This is a genomic window from Marinococcus sp. LNHM4E3-1 (genome assembly GCF_056034405.1).
In genome coordinates this window covers 121,977-137,474 of sequence record NZ_JBQLID010000009.1, presented here as the reverse complement: position 1 = coordinate 137,474, position 15,498 = coordinate 121,977, and the positions used below count along the sequence as shown (strand labels likewise).

At 44.8% G+C, this 15,498-nt stretch carries 15 protein-coding genes; 12 read left to right on the top strand and 3 right to left on the bottom strand.

Going from position 1 to position 15,498, the window contains the following annotated elements:
* Positions 1-450: 450 nt before the first annotated feature.
* From ACTRXI_RS11385 to ACTRXI_RS11335, 11 genes are all read left to right on the top strand, one after another.
* Complete coding sequence (locus ACTRXI_RS11385) at positions 451-2,502, top strand: hypothetical protein (RefSeq protein ID WP_474262580.1); 2,052 nt, start codon at positions 451-453, stop codon at positions 2,500-2,502.
* A gap of 540 nt (positions 2,503-3,042) precedes the next feature.
* Positions 3,043-4,008 carry an Ltp family lipoprotein gene (locus ACTRXI_RS11380; RefSeq protein WP_474262578.1) on the top strand — a complete coding sequence of 322 codons (966 nt, stop codon included), beginning with the start codon at positions 3,043-3,045 and terminating at the stop codon, positions 4,006-4,008.
* Positions 4,009-4,236: 228 nt separating this feature from the next.
* Entirely contained in the window at positions 4,237-5,211 is a 975-nt protein-coding gene (locus ACTRXI_RS11375) for a Gfo/Idh/MocA family protein (protein ID WP_474262576.1), read from the top strand.
* 91 nt (positions 5,212-5,302) lie between these two features.
* Positions 5,303-5,647: an ArsR/SmtB family transcription factor gene (locus ACTRXI_RS11370; RefSeq protein WP_322527309.1), complete on the top strand. Its 345-nt coding sequence runs from the start codon at positions 5,303-5,305 to the stop codon at positions 5,645-5,647.
* A gap of 44 nt (positions 5,648-5,691) precedes the next feature.
* Positions 5,692-6,117 (top strand): arsenate reductase (thioredoxin), encoded by a 426-nt coding sequence (gene arsC, locus ACTRXI_RS11365; RefSeq protein ID WP_474262574.1) that lies wholly within the window; start codon positions 5,692-5,694, stop codon positions 6,115-6,117.
* A gap of 14 nt (positions 6,118-6,131) precedes the next feature.
* The gene (arsD, locus tag ACTRXI_RS11360; protein WP_474262572.1) at positions 6,132-6,506 is read left to right on the top strand and encodes an arsenite efflux transporter metallochaperone ArsD; all 375 of its coding nucleotides are present in this window, start codon (positions 6,132-6,134) and stop codon (positions 6,504-6,506) included.
* Between the two features lie 15 nt (positions 6,507-6,521).
* A complete protein-coding gene (arsA, locus tag ACTRXI_RS11355) occupies positions 6,522-8,276 on the top strand; it encodes an arsenical pump-driving ATPase (protein ID WP_474262570.1) in 1,755 nt (584 codons plus the stop codon).
* Positions 8,277-8,295: 19 nt separating this feature from the next.
* Positions 8,296-8,583 carry an adhesin gene (locus ACTRXI_RS11350; protein ID WP_474262568.1) on the top strand — a complete coding sequence of 96 codons (288 nt, stop codon included), beginning with the start codon at positions 8,296-8,298 and terminating at the stop codon, positions 8,581-8,583.
* A gap of 35 nt (positions 8,584-8,618) precedes the next feature.
* Positions 8,619-9,563: a thioredoxin-disulfide reductase gene (trxB, locus tag ACTRXI_RS11345; protein ID WP_474262566.1), complete on the top strand. Its 945-nt coding sequence runs from the start codon at positions 8,619-8,621 to the stop codon at positions 9,561-9,563.
* A 137-nt stretch (positions 9,564-9,700) separates the two neighbouring features.
* Positions 9,701-10,813, top strand: a complete 1,113-nt coding sequence (locus ACTRXI_RS11340; RefSeq protein ID WP_474262564.1) for a PQQ-dependent sugar dehydrogenase — start codon at positions 9,701-9,703, stop codon at positions 10,811-10,813.
* A gap of 318 nt (positions 10,814-11,131) precedes the next feature.
* Positions 11,132-11,254, top strand: a complete 123-nt coding sequence (locus tag ACTRXI_RS11335; protein WP_322526176.1) for a hypothetical protein — start codon at positions 11,132-11,134, stop codon at positions 11,252-11,254.
* Between the two features lie 125 nt (positions 11,255-11,379).
* Here the strand turns inward: ACTRXI_RS11335 and ACTRXI_RS11330 are convergent, their stop codons facing one another.
* The 3 genes from ACTRXI_RS11330 to ACTRXI_RS11320 form a co-directional block, all read right to left on the bottom strand.
* Positions 11,380-12,096, bottom strand: a complete 717-nt coding sequence (locus ACTRXI_RS11330) for a Na-translocating system protein MpsC family protein (protein ID WP_474262562.1) — start codon at positions 12,094-12,096, stop codon at positions 11,380-11,382.
* Positions 12,097-12,330: 234 nt separating this feature from the next.
* Positions 12,331-13,788 carry a DUF2254 domain-containing protein gene (locus ACTRXI_RS11325; RefSeq protein ID WP_474262560.1) on the bottom strand — a complete coding sequence of 486 codons (1,458 nt, stop codon included), beginning with the start codon at positions 13,786-13,788 and terminating at the stop codon, positions 12,331-12,333.
* A 39-nt stretch (positions 13,789-13,827) separates the two neighbouring features.
* A complete protein-coding gene (locus ACTRXI_RS11320; protein ID WP_474262558.1) occupies positions 13,828-14,304 on the bottom strand; it encodes a universal stress protein in 477 nt (158 codons plus the stop codon).
* A gap of 467 nt (positions 14,305-14,771) precedes the next feature.
* Between ACTRXI_RS11320 and ACTRXI_RS11315 the strand changes: the two genes are divergently transcribed.
* Positions 14,772-15,353, top strand: a complete 582-nt coding sequence (locus ACTRXI_RS11315) for a hypothetical protein (protein ID WP_474262556.1) — start codon at positions 14,772-14,774, stop codon at positions 15,351-15,353.
* Positions 15,354-15,498 lie beyond the last annotated feature (145 nt).

Here is a 15,498-nt window from a genome sequence, read left to right as displayed (position 1 = left end):
CAAGTGGTCTATCTTAATTGGTGAACGTTGATCTATCTTATTTGGGAGAAAGTGATCTATTCTACTTGACGGTTACACCTGTCTATAATCGTCTTGATAATATTACCGGAGAGTTCATAAGAGCAAACTTCATAAGTAACGAGATACGAATATATCTTAGGCGCGAAGAATAAAACATAATCTAAAAAACGATTTTATTTGGCTTACTGTTGTAATTGATTGTTGACCATTTTTTTAGAGTTACAAATAGCTATTCGAATGAGCAAAGAAGTAATGTGAGCATAAACTTAATTGTCAAATAGACAAAAACGATGATCTTATTAAAAATAGTTTTTATCTTATGCTAAATGGTTTTAATTCTTATAAAAATTGATTGACAATAATAGATAATTTATTACTATAAAGATAGTATGTACAAAAATAAATTAAAAATGGAATAGGTGAAAATAAATGTATATAGACGATGATAAAAGTTACCCAATGTCGTTAGAATGGGAATTGAAAGTTTCAGCAATGCCTAACATTCCACGAGGCAAAGGTTATCCTACTTCACTGAAAGCCATATTAAACGCTTTAATAGAACAAAAATCATATGACTCTACTATTAACATTGAAGGAAGCGAACGTAAGGATAGTTTAAATAAAATGTGCATAAGACTGCGTCCGCTTAATATTGTCAAGGGCAGTGCTAAAACAGCATGGATAATATCTAATGATAGTTTAAAGTGGCTAGATACAGAGAACGATTTGTATTTGGCTGCTATACTCAATGCTAATATTAAATTTTTTTCTGAGATTCTATATATTCTCTCTCAAGAAAAGTGTCAAGTGAAAAAGATGTTGGAAATAGCCGTAAGTGAATATGGTGTTGCTTGGAAGACTAAACAAGAAATCATAGCAAGATTAAATTGGTTGAAAGATTTAAATTTAGTCAATTATGAAGACTATAATTACAATTACCAAATCACCGAATTAGGACAAAGATTTTTAAATAAAGTGGGTTATATTGAGCCTGAAAGTATCAAAAGAGAGCCTGATCAAACTTTAAATGAATCAGATATTCAATTGTCGGATTGGGCTCTAGAATTATGTGACATAAATGAGAATGAGGAAAGAAAAGATGGTATTGGTTATTTCCCTGGTAGTGTTAATGCTATGCATGAAACACTTATGGAGTATATAAAATTAATGAATGAACCAATCAGAATTCAAGATCTCGTAAAGTATTCAAAAGAGAAATACGGAATAAAAGAGACTTCTGTTAAAAGTTTTATCACTCCTTTAAAGAATCTCGGATTCGTTGAACAAATATCAAAAACCAATTTTCAAATTACTGAAGCAGCTAAAAAACTATCAAATGGATATTTAGAAATGGACTTTGCTTGTTGCATTCATAATAAATATAATTATGTGTTCGAAATATTAGCGGAAATTGAAAATAAGAAATTAAAAGTAAAGGAAATACATGATATTGGAAGATATTCTTATAATTTCAATTATAAAGACGCCTCAGAAATTCACAAAAGAGTGCATGTATTAAAAAATGCTAGACTGATTCAAGAAGCGGGACCAGATTCCTTTAGATTAACCAATAGAGGAAAAAGCTTTTACGAGAAAATTAAAGATTACCTTCCGATAAATATAAATCAAGATAACCGTGTTGAAACCTCATTAACAGAAAATGAAAATTCTAATGCTTTAAATGAAACTTTATACGAAATAAAAGATGCTTCCCAAGATTCTACAAATCCAAACCGTTTTGAAGAAGCTTTAAAGGTAGGGTTTAGCTTATTAGGATTTAAAGCTGAACGTATTGGGGGGGCAGGAAAAACAGATGTACTGCTGCATGCACCTACTGCGCCGAAATTTACGTATTCTGTAACAATAGATGCAAAATCAACTCACTATAATGAAGTTTCTGAAACTTCTATTGACTTTATTACAATAAATGAACACAAAAGAAAGCATAATGCAGACTTCGCTGCGATTGTCGGTATAAATTTTGGAGATAAATCTCGATTAATAAAAAGAGCCAAGGAGCATAATATACTTTTAGTTGATGTCCATTCACTGATTGAAATGATCAGTTCACATAATAAAGTACCTTTAATAACCGAGTCTTACAAAAAAATATTTTCTCAAACTGGTTTGGTAAATATACAATCACTTGAAGAAGATCGTGACAAAATTGAAAGAGAAGGCCTATTAATGCAAGTAATTATCGATTGTCTTTCAGAACAAAGTAATGACCTATATACAAAAGGGATGGTAAGTGCTCGAGAGGTTTACATTATGTTGAAAAAAGATGAACGATTTGACCACTCGCCAGATATAGACGAAATAAAATTGATGTTAAACCTACTTTCTTCTCCATTAATTGGTTGTGTAGGCAAAGAAAAAGAAGAATATTATGCTTTAGGATCATCCGTCGATGCTGCGCAAAAATTCCAATTTTATTTTAAGGCTTGCGCTGAGAACAACATGCTTAGTAAAAGAAATTAAAAAAGCTTTTAATTGTTTTATTAAATTGAATTAATCTAAAAAGCCTAATTCTCAGTCTTTTGGTACACTTATAATGTGAATAGGAGAAAGTTAATTTCGGTTTCCGAGAATGTTGGCTTTTAACAATTCTTACACTTCTAACAAAAGAAAGAAATTAATTTTTATAATTTTGATCTTTAATTGTGTAATATAATTTATGTTTGATAATTAAAATAAATGCTATTTTACACTTTCTTTTATTAACATTTACAAGAAGGTTACTTTAAGCTTCTCATGAGTTCACTGAACTTGTGGGAAGCTTTTTTATGGTTTTTAGTCATGTAGGCACGAAGGTTAGTACCTGTTAGACGATCAACCCAATCGCTAAAAAAGTAAAATGAACACTCGGAAAATCCGTTAATCGTAAAGTTCTTAAAAATCTTTTCATCACTTCTCCTGAATGCAGCTAAAATTATCTAAAAGCGCTCCCGCAGTAGATTGCCAGCCTTACTTTAATATGGTAAATTTTAGCCGATATACGTAAAAAAGGGGGGATTTTTAATGAGGTATACAGAAAAGAAAAAATGGTATAAGCGCATTCCGGGGTATCGTTCCGGGGTGATGTGGAAGATGATTACGGCTTCAATTATTTATGCTTTAATTTTATTTGCTATATTAGTTCCAACCGAGTCTTCTACAGAAATAGCTAGTGAAAATAAGGAGGAAGATGCTGCTGAATTAGAAGCGGAAGATGCTACAGCAGCTAAGGATGAACAAGAAGCTGACAAGCAAAAAAATAACGAAGAAAAAGAAGAAAAGAAAGCGAAGGAAGAGGAAGAGCGTCAGGCTGAGGAAGAGCGCGAGGCTGAAGAGGAAGCTGAGCAGGAGGCCAGGGAAGAGGAAGAACGCCAGGCTGAAAAAGAGGCTGAACAGGAAGCAAAAGAAGAGGAAGAACGCCAGGCTGAAGAAGAGGCCGAACAGGAAGCAAAAGAAGAGGAAGAGCGCCAGGCTGAAGAGGAAGAGCGCCAGGCTGAAGAGGAAGCTGAGCAGGAAGTCAGGGAAGAGGAAGAGCGTCAGGATGAAGAAGAATCCAGCGGATCTGTTTCTCAGGAGCAGGCAGTGAGTCAGGCTCAGAGTTATCTGGAATATACGGCCTTTTCTAAATCAGGACTCATCGAGCAATTGGAGTATGAAGGCTTTAGCACAGAGGATGCCACATACGCTGTAGAAAACATCTCAGTTGACTGGGAGGAGCAGGCGGTCGCTCAGGCCGAAGACTATCTGGAGTACACAGCATTCTCTGAATCGGGATTGATCGAGCAATTAGAGTACGACGGTTTCAGTTCATCGGAAGCCGCTCATGGTGTAGAAAACATTACTGTGGATTGGCAGGAGCAGGCAGTTAGCAGTGCGGAGAATTATCTTGAGTACAGTTCTTTTTCAAAACAGGGCTTGATCGACCAATTGACCTATGAGGGGTTCAGCACAGAGCACGCCACCAATGCTGCCGGCCAAGTCGGTTTGTAATAGACATATTGAGTTTTAGGGGGACAGCAAAAGCTGCTCCCTTTATTCATGGGCAGCGGCTTGTACAATAAAATGGGTGTCTTCTCTTTTGGGGTTTTTTATTTTATGGTTAGTATATGATTTAATATAGGCATTCGATTTATATATGCAAAATCCGTGAATTGAATTTCTGCAAGGTGTAAAAGAGTTCTTAAATAAACAAATGAATTTCATTTGGGAGGAAACGATATGAAAAATGTACGATGGGGCATCATAGGGTGTGGTAATGTAACAGAGGTTAAAAGCGGGCCGGCCTTTCAGCTGGCCGAAAACAGCTCCCTGCAGGCGGTGATGCGAAGAAATGGAGAAAAGGCGAGGGACTATGCAGAACGTCACGGTGTTCCCAGGTGGTATGATAAAGCGGAGGATTTAATCCATGACGACGAAGTGGATGCCATTTATATTGCGACGCCGCCTTCTTCGCACAGGGAATACACGATCATGGCTGCCGAAGCAGGCAAGCCTGTATATGTGGAAAAGCCGATGGCAAACAGCACTTACGAATGTGCAGAAATGATAAAAGCCTGCGAAAATAACGGTGTTCCATTATTTGTTGCCTACTATAGAAGATCACTTCCGCGTTTTAGAAAAGTAAAAGAACTGCTGGATGCTGAAAGCATTGGAGAGGTTCGGTTTGCTTCTATCCAGCAGAACCAGAAAATCGTCCAAAAAGACGAAAACGGAGAATGGCCGTGGAGGGTAATCCCTGAAAAGAGCGGCGCAGGACTTTTCTATGATGTCGGATCCCATACGCTGGATCTTTTTGATTACCTGCTCGGCCCTTTGAGTGATGTAAAGGGTTCTGCGGTGAATCTGGCTGGTTCCTACCCGGCGGAAGATACGGTAAGCGGCACATGGAAATTTGAGAGCGGTGCTGTTGGGATAGGCGTATGGAATTTCTCCTCATATAAAAATGAAGATGACAACCGTATCGTCGGAACAAAAGGAGAAATACGCTTCTCTACATTTGACGATAAGCCGGTCATCCTTCTAAACGAAGCCGGGGAAGAGACTTTTCATATCGAGCACCCTAAACATATTCAGTATTATCACATTCAGTCTATGGTGGATGAACTGCTTGGAAAAGGTGTCTGTCCAAGTACCGGCAAAACAGCATTTCGCACGAATCAGGTAATGGAAGAGCTGGTTAAAGAATATTATTAAAAGCACACTGGACGTTAAGCATTATTCATTGACGTTCAGTGATTTTTATATTAGCATATGCTTATATAATAAAACGATGGTAGGTGAACGTATGGAAAAGATTAAACCGGAAATCAAGGACACTGCTTCTGTGCTGAAGCTGTTGGGAGACAACACACGTCTTTCCATTGTCAGCCTTGTACAGAACCACGAATGCTGCGTATGCGAGTTCGTGGAGCTTCTGGATATGTCCCAGTCGTCGGTTAGCCAGCATCTCAGAAAGCTCCGGGACGCTGGCCTCGTCAAAGAACAGCGGAAGGGGCACTGGATTTTTTATTCATTTAACCGGGAGCATCCTTCCGCGGGCATGGTGGAGGATATTCTCCGGCATGTGCCCGACCAGAACGAAAAGCTGCAGCAGCTGGAACGGGACGGACTGCGCATCAACTGTGACTGAGAGCCGCTGCACGAACCAATAATTTATGAAATGAGGGTTCAGTAATGAGTAAAAAGAAAATGTATTTTTTATGTACGGGTAATTCCTGCCGCAGTCAGATGGCTGAAGGATTTGGCCATTATTACCTGGGAAATGATTGGGAGGTACGGAGCGCTGGTATTGAAGCCCACGGCCTGAATCCAAAAGCGGTAGAGGCCATGAACGAAGTAGGCATCGATATTTCCACTCAGGAATCGAACATGATTGACATGGATTATTTGAATAATGCAGATATGGTCGTTACGCTTTGCGGCGATGCCAATGATAAATGCCCAATGACCCCGCCGCACGTAACACGGGAGCACTGGGGCTTTGATGACCCGGCAAAAGCAGAAGGCACCGAGAAAGAACGCTGGGCGGTTTTTCAGCGCGTACGTGATGAAATTAAAGAACGCATCCATGCCTTCTCGCAGGCAGAAAGCGTAAAATAGAGGAGAAGATAAGCATGACGAAGGTGCGTATTTATGACCCTGCGATGTGCTGTGATACAGGCGTATGCGGCCCGGGCACAGACCCGGAGCTCGTGCGGATCGCTTCTGCGGTTGAGCGTCTGCAGCAGCAGGGTCACAATATTGAACGCTATAACCTGGCCAATCAGCCTGAAGAATTTGCCGCAGCTGGGGCGGTTACGGACCGGATCACTGCTGATGGGATTGAAGCCCTTCCGGTTATAATGAAGGACGGAGCTATCGTAATGACGGCGGAGTATCCGGATGTGGAGCAGCTTGCAGACTGGTTTGACGCAAAGGCCGAAGAGCTTCAGCCGGAAAGAAGCGTTCCAACGGTGGAGCTGTCGTTTAACACCCGCTATTCTAAATAAAAAGGGGATTGCCTGATGAATACGAAACGCTTTCACCCGGATCATCATACGTATACCCGCTATTTGTTTTTTACTGGTAAAGGCGGCGTCGGAAAAACATCCTCTGCTTCAGCGCTTGCAGCTTACCTTGCCGGAAAAGGCAAACAGGTGCTGCTTGTTAGCACGGATCCGGCCTCGAACCTGGATGACGTGCTCGAAATGCCGCTGAATAACCAGGCTTCCGCTGTGACAGACGTAGCGGGACTGTATGCAAGCAATATCGACCCCGGAGAAGCGGCCGCAACGTACAAAGAAGCCGTGGTTGGTCCTTACCGGAACCTTTTACCGGAAACAGCCGTAGCGCAGATGGAAGAACAGCTTTCGGGAGCGTGTACTGTTGAAATCGCTGCCTTTAATGAATTTGCAGAGCTGTTAACGGCGCCGCATGAAAACTATGACCACATTATTTTTGATACAGCCCCTACCGGTCATACGCTTCGACTGCTGCAGCTGCCATCGGCCTGGGATGACTTTTTACAGACGAGTACGCACGGTGCTTCCTGCCTTGGCCCGTTATCCGGCCTGGCAGATAAAAAAACAATGTATGAACAGGCGGTCACACAGCTCGCAGATGCTGCCCAGACAACAGTATACATTGTCGCGCGTCCGGATACTTCCTCTTTAGAGGAAGCGGCCCGGACAGCGGAAGAGCTGGGGAGCATGGGAATGCATGAGCAGGTATTTTTGATGAATGGGGTGTTCAAGCCTGCAGGAACCGAAGATGCAACAGCCTCTTTGTTTGCCTCCGCCCAGCAGGAAGCATTGGAACAGGCCCCTGCTTTCTTTGAGGATAAAACGCTTTGGACGCTTGCCTACCATGCGGTGATACCTACAGGCGCTGTCCGCTTAACTCATTTGTTTGATGAACCCTCTATAGTGGAGGAATCCGGGCCGTTTCATCAACATGGCCTGGAAAAGACAGCGGAGGACATGGTGCAGGATATTGAAGATCAAAAATACCGTCTCGTATTTACGATGGGTAAAGGCGGCGTCGGGAAAACGACAATGGCAGCTGAGGTAGCTTCGAAGCTTGCTGCACGAGGCCACGCTGTTCATTTAACGACAACCGATCCGGCGGATCATCTGGCCGGCGTTATTGATCTGGATGATCTTTCTCCATTATTGACAGTCAGTCACGTGAATCCGGAAGAGGCACTGTCGGATTATCAGAAAACCACAAAAGCCGAAGCCATTGCTGCCGGCGTTTCTGAAGCTGATCTGGCCTATATTGAAGAGGATCTTTCCTCGCCTTGTACAGAAGAAATAGCGGTATTTCAGGCTTTTTCAGAAGTGGCTGCCCGGGCAGAAAACGAGATTGTGGTTATAGACACAGCACCGACCGGCCATACGCTGCTGCTTCTAGAACACGCGGAACAGTATACTAAAGAAATTGAACGAAGCAGCGGACATACGCCCGAGGCAATGAAGCAGCTGCTGCCGAGGCTGAAAAATCCGGAGGAAACGGCTTTTCTGCTGCTTACTCTTCCGGAAACAACGCCGGTCTTTGAAGCCGAGCGCCTGCAGCAGGATCTTGGCCGTACTGGCATTTATCCGAAATGGTGGGTCATCAACCAAAGCTTTGCAGCTGCGCAAACGAATGACCCTCTTCTACGGGAAAAAGCAAAGAGAGAGCTATTTTGGATTGATTACGTGAAGAAAAATCTGGCAGATAAAATAGTTACGCTTCCCTGGGATGCGAGTGCACGAAAAAAAGCCCAGACGATATTTTAACGCGAAGGGGAAAATAAATATGGAGATTACAAACGAAGCAAAAACGGTACTGCAGACTCTGATGGCAGAAAATAAAGTCGATCATGTCCGGGTAGCCTATGAAGGAATGGGATGCTGTTCCCCCCAAATCGGCCTTGGTTTGAGCGAGCCGGAAGAAAAGGATCAGGTGGAAAACATTAATGACATCCAGGTTGCGGTAGATGAACGCGTTCTGGAATTTGTGCAGGCAGTAAAGCTTGATGTCCAGGACAATGAAGAAGGCCAACAGCAGTTTGTCATGACCGGATTGCCGGAAAACAATTGCTAAACAAGCTATAAGGGATTTAGGAAAGGAGTCGTTTTATGACGGAAGAACGGATTTATGATGTGATTATCGCGGGGGCCGGCCCGGCCGGCATGACCGCGGCGGTGTACGCCTCCCGCGCGGAAATGGATACGCTCATGCTCGAGCGCGGCGTGCCCGGCGGCCAGATGGCCAACACCGAGGACGTGGAAAACTACCCGGGCTTTGACCATATCCTCGGGCCCGACCTGTCGACGAAAATGTTCCAGCACGCCCAGAAGTTCGGAGCGGCATATGCCTACGGCGACGTCTCCCGTGTCGAGGACGGCAAGGAATACAAAACCGTGTACGCGGGCAATAAGGTGTACAAAACGCGCGCGCTTATCATTGCGACCGGCGCGGAGTACAAGCAGCTCGGCGTCGAGGGCGAAAAGGAGCTCGGCGGCCGCGGCGTGTCCTACTGCGCGGTGTGCGACGGCGCCTTTTTCCGGAACAAGGAGATTGTCGTCGTCGGCGGCGGGGATTCCGCCGTCGAGGAGGCGGTGTACCTGACCCGGTTCGCCGATAAGGTGACCGTCATTCACCGCCGCGACGAGCTGCGGGCGCAGAAGATCCTGCAGCAGCGCGCGTTTGTGAACGACAAGATCGACTTCAAATGGAGCACGGTCGTGAAAACGATCAACGGCGACGGCGGCAAGGTCGGAAGCGTCACGCTGACGGACCTGAAAACCGGCGAGGACTACGACTTCGAAACGAGCGGCGCGTTCATCTACATCGGGCTGCTGCCGCTGAACGGGGCGTTTCTCGACCTCGGGATCACGAACGACGAGGGCTATATTGAAACGAACGAGGAAATGGAAACGAAGATTCCGGGCGTGTTCGCCGCCGGCGACATCCGGGACAAGTTCCTGCGCCAGATCGTGACGGCGACCGGCGACGGGTCGCTCGCGGCGCAGACGGCCCAGCAGTACGTGGAAGAACTGAAAAACGCGGTCGAAGTATAAGTACTCCGGTCCGGTAAACTATGATCAACCGTCCTGGCTGCCTTTGTGCAGCCGGGGCGTTTTTTTATGATAGTATGATGATAAGAATACGGAATGACCAGGGGGCTTGGCTTGTTTTCATGAAAGGGGGATGCATAATGATGATTTATCCAGGCAGAAAAAATACAATCAGTCTGCTAATCTTCGGGGCAGCAATTCTTGCTGGCTGCAGTTCAGGGGAAAATGACGAACAGCGGGAAGGAAATACTGGGGAGACGGCGGGTTCGGTTTCTGAAGCTCAGACTGAAGACTGGGACGTAGAAGTGGTGGCGGAAAATCTCGAGGTGCCGTGGTCGTTGAACATTCATGAAGACACGTACTATATGACGAACCGCGGTGGTGAGGTGATAGAGGTGAGCGGTGAAGAAACAGAACGCCTTTCGCTTAATACGAGTGATGAAGTAGCAAACGAAGGGGAGGGCGGCCTGCTTGGCTTTGTGCTGGCCGAGGATTTTGCTGACTCCCAGCAGGGCTATGCGTACTACACCTACCGCCAGGATGATGGAGCGCTCGCAAACAGAGTGGTTGCTGTGGAACGCGAAGCCAGTCAATGGAACGAAACGGGAGTGCTGCTTGATGACATTCCGGGGAGCCGGATTCACAATGGAGGCCGGCTTGAACTTGGACCGGATGGTTATTTATATGCTACCGCCGGCGATTCGGATGAGCCTTCGCTTGCGCAGGACGAAGACAGTCTCGCTGGCAGTATTCTGCGCATGACGGTCGAAGGAGAAGTGCCGGAGGACAATCCGTTTGAGGATTCTTATGTATACAGCTATGGGCACCGGAATCCGCAGGGTCTCGCATGGAACAGCGATGGTCAGCTGTACAGCTCGGAGCATGGACCGAATGCCCAGGATGAAATCAATGTAATCGAGCCTGGCAATAATTATGGTTGGCCGGAAATTACCGGCAGTGAATCAGCAGAAGGGCTGGAAACGCCGGCGATTCAATCGGGGAGTACTACATGGGCCCCCTCCGGCACGGCTTTTTTCAGGGATACCCTTCTGACAGCAGGACTCCGTGGAGAGAGCCTGTATGCCTATGACGAAGAAACAGAAGAGATGAATGCTGTATTTGACGGAGAAGGCAGGCTCCGGGACGTTAAAGCCGAAAACGGAGATGTTTATATTCTTACGAATAACACAGACGGAAGAGGCACGCCCGCAGAAAACGACGACCGTCTGCTGAGGCTTACCCCTGAAGAATAGGAATTTAAAGTGTTTCCGCTGTTTGGCAGGCAGTACTTTCAAACAGCAATTTTTTGGTGAAAAAGCATAACTTTTTCGAATGGAGCAGGAATTTAAATTGATTTTCAAAAGCCCGTGGTTCAATACAGCGGTTTAAGAAAGGTTCAATCCGCCGTTCCACGGGCTTTTGCAGTGATTGTTTCAGTAAAAGAACAAATATATGCCTGCGAAATTTTCAGAAAATTTGTGAGATATCCTTACCAGGTTGTGGTAAGGAGTGAAAGTTTTCATTAAAGTAAACGTAGGCTTTAATTATGAATTCAAAGGAGGCATGACGCCATGAGTTTTATCCATGCATTTTACCGAGTAATGACGCAGAGAAAACTGGAGCAGCCAGCCTCCCAGGATTTTGCTGATTCTTTTGCAGGTAACGAAGCTTCCTGGACGCAAAGTATTAAATAAGCATTAGGATGATTTAAAAAATTACTTAAAGCTCTCAACACTGACAGGAGAATAAAAAAGACTGAAGCAGGAGATTTTTTCTGCTTCAGTCTTTTTCTTCTGTAAAAAATCTATGCCAGGAAAATTTATATTTGTTCCACAGGATCCGTAATGAAGACGATAAGACTCCGGTCACGGTCGAAATCCCAGTCTACAAAAATATCGCGGACCGTCGTGCCAAAGATGGAATCAAATTTTTCTTTATAAAGCTCTTCTTTTTCGAGAAGGCGCTTCGTTGATTTTAAAATGTCCAAATGGCCCGTTCGGATTAGTTCTTTTTCAATTAAAATGAGCCCGCCCGTGCGTACGGCGAGCATTGTCCGTTCGTTTACTGGGTGGACAGTGATCTCATCCGGACTTTTCCCCGCTTCTTCGCTGACGCGCTGTATTGCCTGTTTAATGTTTTCCTGGCCCCGCGTACGGTTCTTTTCCTGCTTGTCTTTCAGTTTATCTGGATGGAACCCGGTAATGACTCCCGATTTGTTTTCGATGTTCCAGTCAAAATAAAACTCCCAGCCTTCAATATCCATAAGGCTGGAAATGTAATGCTCAATTTCAGGCAGCATTTTCGCCATCATGGTTTCTCTTAATTCTTCCACGGCACGTTTGTCCCTTTGATCGAGCATCACTTTTTCAATAGGGGATAAAAATTTTCTTATATGCATGACAATACAGCAGGGGTCGACGCTCACATAGACGGATTCCGGTCCTTTGCCGAAATGATCGCGAAGCACTCTGCCGAGGTAGCTTCCGATTTGTTTTTGTTGTTCTTCTACTTGTGCAGGCGCAGAATGTTCGGCCATATTTACACCTCTTGTTTTATTGTCTTGAATTTATCAACTGCTGCAGTTGATTAAGTACAGCTGCAGTTTAGCAGCGCTGGATGTTTTTAACTGTACAGGTGGTGACAGAGCTGCCACCAGGGGTAATCAACAGCCTCACCTCCCCGGAGTAATATACAAAAAACCCGGTGCTGAAGCGTTTGGACGATACAGCTTTTTTATTTTTATACCCGGGATTCATGCCGGAAAACACCTTTAAGCGTCGCTGAAGGCTTTTTCGCGTTTTTGTTCCTGGCCGTATAAAAAAGGGGAAGCTGTAGCGGTTTCTGTCCCCATGTGATCGCTTTTTTCGAGCTCTTCCATGAGGATGTTGAAGGCATCGCGCTGCCCGGCCGTTTCGGAGATAGCGCGGAGGTAGCTGAAGCACTGGTTCTGGTCATGATCAAACGTCATTTTGCCTTCAAAGTTCCAGGCGATGCTTTCGGCATAATGCCAGCACACACCTGCTGCTTCGCCCTCAAGGGAATCCGCTAACAGATGAAGAGACTCAAGCACACGATTGGTAATTTTAATATCCTTTTTAGCGGCCTCTGCAATAGGAGAGAAGGCGGCGTACACATAATAGGCGAAAGTACTTTCCTTCATCACGACCCGTACCTCGTCCTTTGCATCAACGAGATACGGTCTGTGGACGGCAGTACCGGAAATGGCTCTGATTAAATCAGCGAGCTGATAAATAGCATCCTCCGCGGTGGAGGGCTCATTGTTTCCGATAGCTTTTAAGGCAATTTCCGTTAATTTCCGTACACTGAAATTCATATCCTGCATCTCTGTTTTTTTGTGGCCGATAAACAAAAACTGCAGATACGTCTGTTCATTTACAGGAGTTTCTGGCTTCCCGTCGTAACGCTGATAGGAAAACAGCGTATCACCTTCCAGCAGGTAATCGCCGACCCTTCGTTCAAGATACACGACCAGACCGTCCTTCTCCGCCTGCGTGATCAGCCGTTTAAAATCGACGAGCTGCAAAAACCCTCCAGAGGAACTGACAATGGAATAAACCGGTGAATCCTGAGGGAGACGGTATTCCTTCTTCGGAAACGGGCGGTGCTCCTGCAGATCCTGTTCATTTGTAGCAGTAATGGTTTTCTGCGAGCGTTCATTCAGATTATTGGTGAGATTCGCTACCTGCATCCATTTGGCGGCATGATTAATAAATAAAATAAAATTGATTGCAGATATTGAAGCTGCAGTAATCCCGAGCACCGGAAAAATAACATATTCGTTAATTGAAGAATTCAGCATAAAAAAGCCAATAAGAATATAGAAGTAAGACAAATTAAAAATACCAATGGCGTGCAGCGTCCGGCGGTCTGCAATAAAGCTGAACAAAACGCGGGGCGTAAAATGGCCGGAAAAACTGGTTAAAACGATTAAAATCATATTAAATGTAAACGCATGGATCATTAACACGCCGTAAGCAAGCGTACTGTAAATCATTTCTGTTAATGCGTAATCGGCGGTAAAAAAAGAACCCATAGGCAGTGCCGGCTGAAGACCGAACTCAATACCGTAGGCAGCAAAAGCTGCCACCACTGCAAGCAAAATATAGATCATTGGCAGCGGCCATAAGCTTGAACGGAGTTCATACCACCGCTGATTTTTGGACATGCTTTGTATTTTTTTGATGAATTTAGGCGTGAAGCGCTGCATGGCTGCCTCCTTTCTTTTCAGTCGTAGTGAAATTTAAAGCTATTCGGTCCGTGGGTAGGCATTTAATGCGGCCAGCTGGCTGTTCCGGACAACCCGAACTTCACAGGCTGCCCTGGCAGCTACGGTCCGCGATCTCCTGCCGCGCAAGAGTCGCTCGAAAGCAGGTCCTCCGGTTTCTCCTACGAGAATCAAATCGGCGCTGTACGTAAGACAGAGGTGACGGGCCAGTCGTTTTTCCGGAACGCCGGCATCAACCACTGTCTCCACACCCGTAACGCCTTTAAGCTCCGCCTCTTCTTTGTAAGTTTGAAGATGATAAGCGGCCTTTTCTTTTAAGTGGCGGACGCCTTTAGGGTCGATGCGCTCCAGGTTCGCATACCGGTGTTCGTCGAAAACAAAAGCAAGTACTAAAGATGCTTTGTGTTCAAGAGCCATAGCGCAGGCTTCCTCAAAAGCATCGTAGGAAGGGGTTTCCAGGACATCCAGTCCAACCAGTATCCGCTTGTAACGGCTCATAGCATTCTTCCTTTCTATAGACGAATTTTGACAATAAAAAAAGCCAGAAAAAGAAAAGTCTCTTTTTCCGGCTTATGTTCAAGGGCTTTATTATCCCAACATTGCTGCCATCATCGAATATTTGGTGAATCAATATTGTTTTTGGTATTTCGGAAAGAAAGAAAAGCAAAGCGGGAGCCGGCGGCGGTAGAGAAGGCTCTGCTTTTATAGAAATCAGAACCTCTTGGGAAAAGAAAACCGTCTCATAAAAAAACCACAAAGGAGGAAACCCTCTTTTGTGGCTTATGCTTTAGCTTTATATCTAAGCATTACTGCCGTATTGATTTATTTTAATGAAATAACCAAATAAGATCTTATCATAATATTAATATAACCGGAAGTGGAAAGGTTAAAACATCTTTTTAGACAGTGGTATTGCTTGCAGATAAACGCGTCGAGCAGGTACACTGTCAAAGAAGAGATCACGGTTGGGGGAGTTTATCATAAAACTATCTTGGAAAAAAGCAGGAATAATTGCAGGAGCGAGCCTTCTCATTATACCAGGTGTGCTCGCGCTGCTGCACTTCTTTACGCCGTTCAGCCTGGGAAAGAACACGACGGAGGACGGCATTGTACTGAAAGAGCCAAAGGAAGCGACAGAAGATGTTTCCGGTATACATACAGAAGTAAGCACCCATATACAGCAGTCTCACAGGTATTGGAACGAACGTACCGGCTACGGAGCCATTGATAATGCGACGGCGGACGACTTCGGTGATATCAGCATTCGAATTGAAGATACCGAGGAAGTACTAAACAAAATCGAAGACCCGGAGCTGCGTAAGGATTTCAATAATGCTATTCGCTGGCAGCGGGTGATTGAAGAAAACCCTGAAAAAGAAAGCGTTCAGGAGGCAGCCCGCTGGACGCACCGCATTTATCATGACCTGGATGAATACGTTAACGATTATGACGAGGCCCCGTTGTTCGGTGCTACTCATTTTGACAATGGAAGCATTTCCGAAAGCGATAAAGTACTTGAACAGGTGAACCGTGTTTCCGAAGATTGAAGATAAAAAGAAGGATGCCGTGTCAGGCGTCCTTCTTTTTGCTTATCGGAAAAGGAGTTTAATTCAGGTTTCGATTGGTCCATTCGCGGGGAAAATTTTTCAACGGGAATTTATCTAAATTCGGAATTGTCACTAAAGGCATAAA